Annotated in this window: 13 protein-coding genes; 4 read left to right on the top strand and 9 right to left on the bottom strand. The window is 71.0% G+C overall.

The features are described from left to right. The coding region (locus tag ACZ60J_RS37375) for a hypothetical protein (RefSeq protein WP_469688635.1) at positions 1–236 on the bottom strand (236 nt) is incomplete at its 3' end. 176 nt (positions 237–412) lie between these two features. After that, positions 413–1,054 (bottom strand): DNA-3-methyladenine glycosylase, encoded by a 642-nt coding sequence (locus ACZ60J_RS37370; protein WP_469688634.1) that lies wholly within the window; start codon positions 1,052–1,054, stop codon positions 413–415. 143 nt (positions 1,055–1,197) lie between these two features. Here ACZ60J_RS37370 and ACZ60J_RS37365 point away from each other — a divergent pair, with 143 nt between their 5' ends. The 3 genes from ACZ60J_RS37365 (at position 1,198) to ACZ60J_RS37355 (ending at position 3,265) form a co-directional block, all read left to right on the top strand. Next, positions 1,198–1,980, top strand: coding sequence for a sporulation protein (locus tag ACZ60J_RS37365; protein ID WP_274552572.1), 783 nt, complete (start codon positions 1,198–1,200; stop codon positions 1,978–1,980). An 85-nt stretch (positions 1,981–2,065) separates the two neighbouring features. Beyond that, entirely contained in the window at positions 2,066–2,599 is a 534-nt protein-coding gene (locus tag ACZ60J_RS37360) for a YbhB/YbcL family Raf kinase inhibitor-like protein (protein WP_469688633.1), read from the top strand. 162 nt (positions 2,600–2,761) lie between these two features. Continuing rightward, positions 2,762–3,265 carry an HNH endonuclease gene (locus ACZ60J_RS37355; RefSeq protein ID WP_254387938.1) on the top strand — a complete coding sequence of 168 codons (504 nt, stop codon included), beginning with the start codon at positions 2,762–2,764 and terminating at the stop codon, positions 3,263–3,265. 79 nt (positions 3,266–3,344) lie between these two features. Here ACZ60J_RS37355 and ACZ60J_RS37350 read toward each other — a convergent pair whose 3' ends face one another. The 4 genes from ACZ60J_RS37350 to ACZ60J_RS37335 form a co-directional block, all read right to left on the bottom strand. Then, positions 3,345–4,115, bottom strand: coding sequence for a sulfite exporter TauE/SafE family protein (locus tag ACZ60J_RS37350; RefSeq protein ID WP_469688632.1), 771 nt, complete (start codon positions 4,113–4,115; stop codon positions 3,345–3,347). A 154-nt stretch (positions 4,116–4,269) separates the two neighbouring features. Next, entirely contained in the window at positions 4,270–5,268 is a 999-nt protein-coding gene (locus tag ACZ60J_RS37345) for an SPFH domain-containing protein (protein WP_469688631.1), read from the bottom strand. A 144-nt stretch (positions 5,269–5,412) separates the two neighbouring features. Beyond that, positions 5,413–5,844 (bottom strand): NfeD family protein, encoded by a 432-nt coding sequence (locus ACZ60J_RS37340; protein ID WP_469688630.1) that lies wholly within the window; start codon positions 5,842–5,844, stop codon positions 5,413–5,415. Between the two features lie 65 nt (positions 5,845–5,909). Further along, the gene (locus tag ACZ60J_RS37335; protein ID WP_469688629.1) at positions 5,910–6,704 is read right to left on the bottom strand and encodes an ABC transporter ATP-binding protein; all 795 of its coding nucleotides are present in this window, start codon (positions 6,702–6,704) and stop codon (positions 5,910–5,912) included. A gap of 144 nt (positions 6,705–6,848) precedes the next feature. Here ACZ60J_RS37335 and ACZ60J_RS37330 point away from each other — a divergent pair, with 144 nt between their 5' ends. After that, positions 6,849–7,628, top strand: a complete 780-nt coding sequence (locus ACZ60J_RS37330; RefSeq protein WP_469688628.1) for a hypothetical protein — start codon at positions 6,849–6,851, stop codon at positions 7,626–7,628. A gap of 287 nt (positions 7,629–7,915) precedes the next feature. Here ACZ60J_RS37330 and ACZ60J_RS37325 read toward each other — a convergent pair whose 3' ends face one another. The 3 genes from ACZ60J_RS37325 to ACZ60J_RS37315 all read right to left on the bottom strand — a co-directional run bounded on the left by ACZ60J_RS37325 (position 7,916) and on the right by ACZ60J_RS37315 (position 10,108). Further along, the gene (locus ACZ60J_RS37325) at positions 7,916–8,161 is read right to left on the bottom strand and encodes a chaplin (protein ID WP_250742336.1); all 246 of its coding nucleotides are present in this window, start codon (positions 8,159–8,161) and stop codon (positions 7,916–7,918) included. 128 nt (positions 8,162–8,289) lie between these two features. After that, complete coding sequence (locus ACZ60J_RS37320; RefSeq protein WP_469688627.1) at positions 8,290–8,958, bottom strand: response regulator; 669 nt, start codon at positions 8,956–8,958, stop codon at positions 8,290–8,292. Continuing rightward, positions 8,951–10,108 carry a GAF domain-containing sensor histidine kinase gene (locus tag ACZ60J_RS37315; protein ID WP_469688626.1) on the bottom strand — a complete coding sequence of 386 codons (1,158 nt, stop codon included), beginning with the start codon at positions 10,106–10,108 and terminating at the stop codon, positions 8,951–8,953. The genes ACZ60J_RS37320 and ACZ60J_RS37315 overlap by 8 nt, the downstream gene beginning before the upstream one ends. Positions 10,109–10,316: the final 208 nt, after the last annotated feature.

The following is a 10,316-nucleotide window of genomic DNA, read 5'->3' as shown; positions in this document are numbered from 1 at the left end:
AGGTCTTTTTTCAAAGGAACCTCATCCACCGAAGTGGACGGGGTATCAACTTTTTGGCGTTGATTTTTGGCACGCTGTTGAGTTCTCAAGGAACGATCGCTTCCTTTGTTCCTGTTTCCAGGCCCTCCGGGCGCTTCCTTCGTTTCCAACTCTACCAGATCATTTCCGCTGTCGTTTCCGACCTGGATTTGAATTCGGTGACCGTTGGGGGTCTTTGCCTTTCGGCGCTCCACCACATTAGCGCTTATCCCGTGCGGCGCATAATCGGCCGTTCGGAATCGAATTCGGGCATGCCGAATAAGACCCCGCCAGGGGTAAGTCGTAGGTAGTGGGTTGGCCGCTCCGGGGGTCTGCTGATAGCAGTGCCCCGTTCAAGCGGCTCGGGCTACGTTAGGCGTCCGCCGGCGCCGAGTCAAGTTGAGCGGCGGCGCGGCGCGTGGGCCCGGTACGGGCTCACGGTCTGGTCGTGGGTGATCCAGTAGCGGTACGGGTGGGCCGCCCCGGCGCCGCCCACTCCGGTGCGGGGGCCGTGGCTCCGCAGGTCGGGAGAGGTGGGGGTGCCCGTCAGGAGGGACAAGGGGGAATCCGGTCCCGCGCAGAGGTCCGTACCGTCCAGGGAGCGGTCCACGTCCAGGGCGGTGGCCAGACGGGCCGGCCCCTTGGCCAGTTCGCGGTCGTTTCTGGCTGAAACCCGGCGTTTGCGGGCCAGCTCCGCGCCCACGGTGACCTCCCCCGCCCGGAGCAGGACACCGCTCGCGTGGCCCGGGGGGCCGCAGACCAGGTTGAGGCTGAACCACATGCCGTAGATGAAGTAGACGTACGCGTGTCCGGGCGGACCGAACATCGACGCGTTGCGCGCCGTGCGGCCGCGGTAGGCGTGGGAGCCCGGATCGGCTTCTCCCTCGTACGCCTCCACCTCCGTGATGCGCAGTTCCATGGGGCCGTCCGGGGTGCGGCGGACCAGGGTGCGGCCGAGGAGGTCCGGGGCCACGGTGAGGACCGGGCGGTCGAAGAAGGACCGGGGCAGGGGCGTACGGTCGGGGCGCGCGCTCATCCGGTCGAGCGTAGTGGACTGGGCACTCCTGCAACCGGGGCCTAAGGTTCCGCGTTTGTAGGGGTAGTACCGCGCCGAGTCGCGCGCGTCTTGCCGAGCAGGACTTTTTCGAGCACGTCGTAGTCGTATAGGGGAGTCAGAGCATGGGGTTCAGGAAGCTGTTCGCGAGCCTGGGTGCCGGTGGTGCTTCGGTCGACACCGTCATCACCGAGCCGAACGTCGTGCCGGGCGGGATCGTCCAGGGCGAGGTCCGGATCCAGGGCGGATCCGTGGAGCAGCAGATCGAGGGGCTGTCCGTCGGACTCCAGGCGCGGGTGGAGGTGGAGGGCAACGACCAGGAGTACAAGCAGGACGTCGTCTTCACCAAGCAGCGTCTCGGCGGTGCCTTCCAGGTACAGGCGGGCGCCCTGCACGTGGTGCCGTTCGGGCTGGAGATCCCCTGGGAGACGCCGATCACCCACTTCGGCGGGCGTCATCTGCACGGCATGAACATCGGAGTCAGCACGGAGCTGGAGATCGCGCGCGCGGTGGACGCCGGCGACCTCGACGCGATCAACGTGCACCCGGTGCCGGCGCAGCAGGCAATCCTCGACGCCTTCGCCCAGCTGGGCTTCACCTTCCGCAGCGCGGACATGGAGCGCGGGCACATCCGGGGGACGCGGCAGACGCTGCCCTTCTACCAGGAGATCGAGTTCCTGCCGCCGTCGCAGTACCGGGGGCTGAACCAGGTCGAGCTGACCTTCGTCTCCGACGGGCGCGAGATGGACGTCGTCCTGGAGATGGACAAGAAGCCGGGTCTGTTCAGCGAGGGCAGCGACACCTTCCGCTGCTTCCAGGTGGGGCTGCAGTCCTACCAGGGCACCGACTGGGCGGCCTACCTGAACCAGTGGATCTCGTCGGTGGGTTCGCAGCGCAACTGGTTCTGAGCCGCTCTAGGCTCGGTGCCGGTGCCGGTGCCGTAAGGGCGCCGGCACCGGTCAGCGTCGACTCGATCCAGCAGGAGGTTCCGCAGTGGCCGAGCAGAGCAGGGCGCCGCTCCCCCACGATTTCCATCCGGCGGTGCACGCGTTCACCGTGACCAGCACGGACCTGGAGCCCGGGGCGGACCTGGGGTCCGACCAGGTGCTGTCCGGCGGGAACCTGTCGCCGCAGCTGCGGTGGGAGGGGTACCCGGAGGGGACGAAGAGCTTCGCCGTGACCTGCTTCGACCCGGATGCCCCGACGGGCAGCGGGTTCTGGCACTGGGTGCTCTTCGATCTGCCGGTCTCCGTCACCGAGCTGCCGGCCGGGGCGGGCAGCGGGAAGTTCGAGGGGCTGCCCGCCGGGGCCGTGCACGTGCGCAACGACTACGGCACGCAGGACTTCGGCGGGGCGGCTCCCCCCGCGGGTGAGCGGCACCGTTACGTGTTCACCGTGTACGCGGTGGACCAGGAGAAGCTCGGCCCCGGTGCGGACGTGTCGCCGGCCGTCGTCGGGTTCAATCTGCGTTTCCACGCGCTGGGGCGTGCGCAGCTCGTCGGCGAGTACGAGGCTCCCGCGGGCTGAGCGTTTACGCACTTCGTTCTCCGAGCGTTTGCCCGGTCCTGGTCTAAAGACGGCCAGGACCGGGCATTTTTATTGCGTTGTCCCGCGTGGCGCGCGCGACCAGAGTGGTTGCGGGCCCTGCCGCCAGGGTGGTCGCGGGCCTGCACACGGGAGGTGGGCGAGATGCGGGACACGCTGGTGCTGAACGCGAGCTTCGAGCCGCTGTCGACGGTGACGATGAACCGAGCCGTGGTCCTGGTTCTCCAGGACAAGGCCGTGGTCGAACAGGCGCATCCCGAGTTCCGTGTGCGCGCGGCCACGATGGAGCTTCCGCTGCCGCGGGTGATCAGACTCTGCAGGTACGTCCGGGTGCCCTTCCGGAGACACGCTCCCTGGTCACGGAGGGGGGTGTTGATCCGGGACCAACACCGCTGCGCCTACTGCGGGAAGCGCGCGACGACCGTGGACCACGTACTTCCGCGGGCTCAGGGCGGTGGGGACACCTGGCTGAACACGGTGGCCTCCTGCTCCGAGGACAACCACCGCAAGGCGGCCCGGACTCCGGAGGAGGCGGGGATGCCGCTCCTCCGGAAGCCCTTCGTTCCCTCGCCGGCCGACGCCATGCTGCTCGCGCTGGGGGTGGGCGGGCGGGAGGCGCTGCCGGAGTGGCTGGAGCGTTCCGCCTAGGGCTGCCCGTGATCGCGTAGGGCGGGTTCGTCCCGCCGGGTAGACGGATCCGCTGGGCGACGTACGTCTTCTACGTCGCTCAGCGAAGCAGCAACTGGACGATCGCGATGATCCCGACGGTCACGATGACGGCCCGCAGAGCGGTGGGAGGCAGTCGGCGGCCGACTTTGGCGCCGAGCTGGCCGCCGATGGTGGAGCCGACGGCGATGAGCAGGACGGCCGTCCAGTCGAACTCCGCGACGAAGAGGAAGACGACGGCCGCGATGCCGTTCACCATCGCCGCGACGACGTTCTTCACCGCGTTGATCCGCTGGAGGTCCTCGCGGAGCAACAGGCCCATCAGGCCGAGGTAGAGCACGCCCTGGGCGGCGCCGAAGTAGCCCCCGTACGCGCTGGAGAAGAGCATGCCCGTCAGCAGCAGCGGGCCGCCGTCGGGGTGGCCGGTGTCGCCTCCCGCGGCCTCCTGACGCCTGCGCAGGGCCGCGGCGAGCCGGGGCTGGAAGACGACGAGCACGAGGGCCAGGCCGATCAGGACGGGCACGATCGTGTCGAAGGAGTCCGACGGCAGGGTGAGGAGCAGGATCGCGCCGGCGATGCCGCCGACGAGGGAGACGGCGCCGAGCCGGATGACGCGGGCGCGCTGGCCCTGGAGCTCCTTGCGGTAGCCGATGGCTCCGCTGATGGAACCGGGCACGAGGCCCAGGGTGTTGGAGACGTTGGCCGTGACCGGTGGCAGGCCGGTGGCCAGCAGCACCGGGAAGGTGATCAGCGTGCCGGAACCGACGATGGTGTTGATGGTGCCGGCGCCGATGCCGGCCGCGAAGACCGCGAGTGATTCCCAGACGGACATGGGAGGGGTCGTCCCCTTTGCATGAGTGAGTCGCCTCCCCGCCATGAAGGTCGGGGGGCCTCACTGATCATGCCGGAGGGGACGGCCCCTTCGGACCGGTCAGGCTGCTTTGACCGCTCAGCCCGCTCAAGCCCGCTCAGACTCCTGCGACCGCTCAGTCGATGGTCGGCTGTTCGCGGCGGTCCGCGGCGTCCTTGTCCCTGGCGGCGGGGATCCCGCCGGCGTCCTTGGCCCCGTCCTTGCCCCCGGGCTGCGGGTTGAAGCCCGAAGCGGCGCCCATCGGGCCGAAGTTGCCCATCGCTCCGGAGAGGCCCTTGAGGGCGTCGCCGATCTCGCTCGGGACGATCCAGAGCTTGTTGGCATCGCCTTCGGCGAGCTTCGGGAGCATCTGGAGGTACTGGTAGGCGAGGAGCTTCTGGTCGGCGTCGCCGGCGTGGATGGACTCGAAGACCGTACGGATGGCCTGGGCCTCGCCCTCGGCGCGCAGGGCCGCGGCCTTGGCGTCACCTTCGGCGCGCAGGATGGAGGACTGCTTCTCGCCCTCGGCGCGCAGGATCTCGGACTGGCGGACACCTTCGGCCTGGAGGATCGCGGCGCGCTTGTCGCGGTCGGCACGCATCTGCTTCTCCATCGAGTCCTGGATGGAGGTCGGCGGCTCGATGGCCTTGAGCTCGACGCGGTTGACGCGGATGCCCCACTTGCCGGTGGCCTCGTCGAGGACTCCGCGCAGGGCCGCGTTGATCTCCTCGCGGGAGGTCAGGGTCCGCTCCAGGTCCATGCCGCCGATGATGTTGCGGAGCGTGGTGACGGTGAGCTGCTCGATGGCCTGGATGTAGCTGGCCACCTCGTACGTCGCGGCGCGGGCGTCGGTCACCTGGTAGTAGATCACCGTGTCGATGTTGACGACCAGGTTGTCCTGGGTGATGACGGGCTGCGGCGGGAAGGGGACGACCTGCTCGCGGAGGTCGATCCGGTTGCGGATCGAGTCGATGAACGGGACGACGATGTTGAGGCCCGCGTTGAGGGTGCGGGTGTAGCGCCCGAACCGTTCGACGATAGCGGCGCTGGCCTGCGGGATCACCTGGATCGTCTTGACCAGTGCGATGAAGACCAGAACCACCAGAATGATCAGAACGATGATGATCGGTTGCATGCGGTTCCCCGTGCCCTTCCGGCTGTCTGTGCTGCCCCGTTCAGCGGAGTCTCGCAGACCCCGGGGCCGCGGGTCGGCTGCTTGCCCACATGCGGTGTGCACGCGGTGGGTTGCTCACGTGCTGGTCCGTCACGTGACGTCGCGTCACATGACGACGGCGGTCGCCCCGTCGATCTCCACGACGTCGACGGACTGACCCGGTTCGAAGGTGCTGTCCGCGTCCAGGGAGCGCGCCGACCAGATCTCTCCGGCCAGCTTGATCCGGCCGCCGCCACCCGCGTCCACGCGTTCGAGCACGACGGCGCTCCGGCCCCTCAACGCGTCGATTCCACTGCGGTGTTGGGGTTTTTGGCTGCGGTGCCGGTTGGCGATCGGGCGGACGACCGCGAGGAGCGCGACCGACACGACCACGAAGACCAGGATCTGGGCGACCACTCCCCCGCCGAGGGCCGCCGTGACGGCCGCCGCCACCGCTCCGGCGGCGAACATGCCGAACTCGGGCATCGCGGTGAGGACCAGGGGAATGCCCAGTCCGACCGCGCCTATGAGCCACCACACCCACGCGTCGATGTCCACATGGTCATGGTAGGTCGGGTGGGCGCGGTCCGGACAGGGTGCGGGAGGTCCGGCCGGTGCCCGGACTACCGCAGGGGCAGGCCCTGGGCGGTCCAGCGGTCGCTGCCGTTGCGCTCGACGACGAGCGGCAGGCCGAAGCAGAGGGAGAGGTTGCGGGAGGTCAGTTCGAGGTCGATGGGGCCGGCCGCGATCACCTTGCCCTGACGGATCATCAGGACGTGCGTGAAGCCGGGGGCGATCTCCTCGACGTGGTGCGTGACCATGATCATCGACGGGGCGAGCGGATCGCGGGCGAGCCGGCCGAGGCGTCGTACGAGGTCCTCGCGGCCGCCGAGGTCGAGACCGGCGGCGGGCTCGTCGAGCAGCAGCAGCTCGGGGTCGGTCATCAGCGCACGGGCGATCAGGGTGCGCTTGCGCTCGCCCTCGGAGAGCGTGCCGAACTTCCGGTCGAGGTAGGGCGTCATGCCGAGGCGGTCGAGGAAGGCGCGGGCGCGCTGCTCGTCGATCTCCTCGTACTCCTCCTGCCAGGTGGCCGTCATCCCGTACGCGGCGGTGAGGACGGTCTCCAGGACGGTCTGGCGCTTGGGCAGCTTGTCGGCCATCGCGATGCCGGCCATGCCGATGCGGGGGCGCAGCTCGAAGACGTCCACCTTGCCGAGGGTGCTGCCGAGGATGGTGGCGGAACCCTTGGTGGGGAAGAGGTAGCTGGAGGCGAGGTTCAGCAGCGTGGTCTTGCCGGCGCCGTTGGGGCCGAGGATCACCCAGCGCTCCCCCTCCTTGACCGACCAGGAGACCTGGTCCACCAGAGCCCGGCCCTCGCGGACCACGGATACGTCCACCAGCTCCAGAACATCGCTCATGAGCGTGTCGTCTCCCCTTGCAGTCTCGGTTCGTCTGTGCGCCGCCCCGTGTCGGTGGGCGCAGCCCCAGGGGAAAACCTACGCCACTCGGGGAGCGGTCCGGTCCCGGGCCCGGGTCCGGGGGGCCGTCCGTAAAGTAGGGGGATGCTTTTCGAACCACGTTCAGGGCGGCTGGCCGCCTGGGGGAACGCTCTGCTGGCCGGTCTCGTCTCGCCCGACGAGGCCGTGTTGTCGATCGTGGGCGAGGACGCCGTGCACCGGGTGGAGGGGCTGCCCGGGGAATCCGGCCCGGTGGGTCTCACCCTGGCGCTGGGCCGGCTGCGGGTGCTGGGCGTGACCGGGCTGCGGATCGCGCTGCCCGCGCCGGGACATCCGCTGGGGCTGAGCGGGCCGCCGGAGTTCAACGCGAGGGCGCTCGACGCGCAGGAGGCGGTCGTCGCGGTGGGTGCGGCGCTCGGGCTCGTCCCGGAGGTGCACGAGGCCGGGCCGAAGGGGGACGTACACGTCTCGGTGACCTGGCACTGCCTGCCCGTACGGGAGGCCCCGCCGGCGGACGTGCCGTCGCTCGGCGAGGCGGAACGGGAACTCGCGGAGGCACTGCGCGAGGCCACGGAGGTGCTGACCCGGCTGGACGTGGCGGGATCCGGGCCGGTCGCGGAGGCGGCGCTGTCCGCGTACCGGGCGCGGACGGAGGCCGGGCGGGACGCGCTGGCGCCGGGGTATCCGGCGCGGGCGGTACGGGTCCTCTCGCTGGCGCAGCGGGTGGACCTGATGGTGTCGCTGGCGACCGAGCGGGGGCACGGAGCGGCAGTGGCCGCCTCGGAGATGGCGGCCCGGGCGGAGGCGCTGCGGCCCGTGGAGCGGGTCGCCCGGCGGGCGCTGGTCGCGGCGTACAACTCGGCCGTCGAGGAGCGGATGCGCTAGCCGCTTGGTGCCGGGTGTGGGTGCGGCGACGTTGCGCGAGCGTCCCCGGCTGCGCCGGGCTTTCCGGGGCGCCGCCCCGGACCCCGCGCCTCAAACGCCGGCGAGGCTGATTCTGACGGGATCGGCCCCGCTTCCCAGGGAGAGGGGGGAAGCGGGGCCGAGGTTTCCGGTCGCTGCTCGGGAGCCGCGGCTCGGCGGGCCCGGCTGTCCTGCCGGCCGGAGGCCGGGGCAGCGGGGTGGAGCCTGCGGGGCGGTGCGGGCAGCGCGTGGAAGAGTGCGGGGTGGGGTCAGTTGTTGACGCCCGTGTTGCCCCAGGCGCCGTTGAGCAGGCCGATCACGTTGACCGAGTTGCCCACCACGTTCGCGGGGACGTGGACGGGGAGCTGGAGCTGGTTCCCCGCGGCCACGCCGGGCGAGTTCAGGGCCTCGCCCTCCGCCGACGCACCGCCGTGCGCCGACGAGACACCCGCGCCGGCGGCGAGGAGGCCGCCCGCGATCATGGTGACGGCGGTGGCCTTCTTGAAGTTCTTCACGTTCTCGTCCTCCAGTACGTCTGCCGCGACCAGCCGCCGCGGCACGTCATGAAGAACGCTCATCCGACGAACGGGATACGCCATGTGGGCTACATGCACCCGACCGAATGAATCACCGCCCGTATGAGTCACTGGGCGATGCCGTGTCGTACCGCCCACAGCGCCGCCTGCGTACGGTCGGCGAGGTCCAGCTTCATCAGGATGTTCGAGACGTGCGTCTTCACCGTCTTCTCCGACAGGACGAGCGCGCGGGCGATCTCCCTGTTCGAGCGCCCGTCCGCTATGTGGTGCAGCACCTCGCGCTCGCGGTCCGTCAGGTTGCCGCCGCGGCCGGCTGACGGGCCGGGGCCTTCCTCGGCGAGCAGCGCCCCTGCGACCTCCGGCTGGAGGAGGACGTGGCCCGCGTGCACCGAGCGGATGGCGGCGGCGAGGGCGTCCGGGTCTATGTCCTTGTACACGTAGCCGGCCGCGCCCGCGCGCAGGGCGGGGACCACCGTGCGCTGCTCGGTGAAGCTGGTGACGATCAGCACGCGCGCCGGGTTCGCCAGCGTGCGCAGCCGGCGCAGCGCCTCGATGCCGTCGGTGCCCGGCATCTTGATGTCCATCAGGATGACGTCGGGGCGCAGCTCCTCGGCGCGCTCGATGCCCTCCTCGCCGTCGGCCGCCTCGCCGACCACCTCGATGTCGTCCTGGACCTCGAGGAAGGTGCGCAGGCCCCGCCGGACGACCTGGTGGTCGTCGACGAGCAGTACTTTGATGCGGCTGCCGCCGCCGCTACGGCCCGGCGTGTCAGCCACCGGGTACCTCCAGTTCGATCGTGGTGCCGGCGCCGGGCTCGGACCGTACGGTGAGTCTCCCTCCGACACCGGCGGCGCGGTCCCGCATGGAGACCAGGCCGAGGTGCCGGCCCGCCCGGCGGACGGTGGGTGGGGAGAAGCCGGTTCCGTCGTCGGTCACCCGGAGCAGGGCTCCCCCGGTCTCCCCGCGGGTGAGGGTGACGTCGATCCGGTCGCCCGCGGAGTGCCGCAGGGCGTTGTGCAGGGCCTCCTGGGCCACGCGCAGGACCGCCTCCTCCTGGGCCGCGGGCAGGGCCCGTACGCCGTCGCAGGTGAAGGTGACGTGCGCGGTGTGGGCCCGGTCCAGGACGCGGACCTGGTTGCGCAGGGTGGCGACCAGGCCGTCCTCGTCGAGGGCGGCGGGGCGGAGCTCGGTGACGGCCGCGCGCAGCTCGTCGGCGGCCTCGGCCGCGAGGAGGGCGACCTGCTGGAGCTCGTCCTTGGCGCGGGCCGGGTCGCGGTCCACCAGGGCGGCGGCGGCCTGCGCGGTCAGGCGGAGCGAGAAGAGCTTCTGGCTGACCGCGTCGTGCAGCTCGTGCGCGAGGCGGGAGCGCTCCTCGGCGATGGTCAGCTCGCGGCTGCGCTCGTAGAGGCGGGCGTTGGTGAGGGCGATCGCCGCGTGCTGGGCGAGGAGGGAGAGGAGCTCCTCGTCCTCGTCGGTGAAGCCGTGCCTGCCGCCCGGGGCGCCCCGCTTGTTGGCGAGGAAGAGGGCGCCGAGGGTCTCCTCGCCGTCCCGGATGGGCAGCCCGAGGAAGTCGGACATGTCGGGGTGGGCGGCGGGCCAGCCCTCGAAGCGGGGGTCCTTGCGTACGTCGGCCAGTCGCTCGGGGCCGTCCTGGTGGAGCATCGCGGCGAGGACGCCGTGCTGGCGGGGCAGCGGGCCGATCGCCCGCCACTGAGCCTCGCTGATGCCGTCCACGACGAACTGGGCGAAGCCGCCGTGGTCGTCCGGGACGCCCAGGGCCGCGTACTCGGCGTCGAGCAGTTCGCGGGCCGAGGCGACGATCGTGCGGAGCACGTCGCGGACCTCCAGCCTGCGGCTCATGGCGAGGAGCGCGGTGCTCACGGCGGCCAGGCCGCCGCTGCGGGGGGCTCGGGGTCCGGAGTCCATGGCCTCACGGTACTCGCGGCGCCGGGGGCGGCGGATCGGGCGCGGGGCGTAGGCCGCGGGCGGGCGCGGCGTAGGTCCTCGCCCTAGGGCGAAGGGGCGTGGAGGTGCGGCCGGCGGCCGCGGCGGTGGGGCGGTAAGGGGGGCGGAACCGGGACCCACGGCAAGCGGGGGCGGCCCGGTCGTCGCGGTGGAGGGGCGGTGCGGTGGG

The organism is Streptomyces sp. NPDC104226, assembly GCF_055584085.1.
Note: the sequence above shows the minus strand (reverse complement) of the source record. Positions and strands in the feature narration are given on the sequence as shown.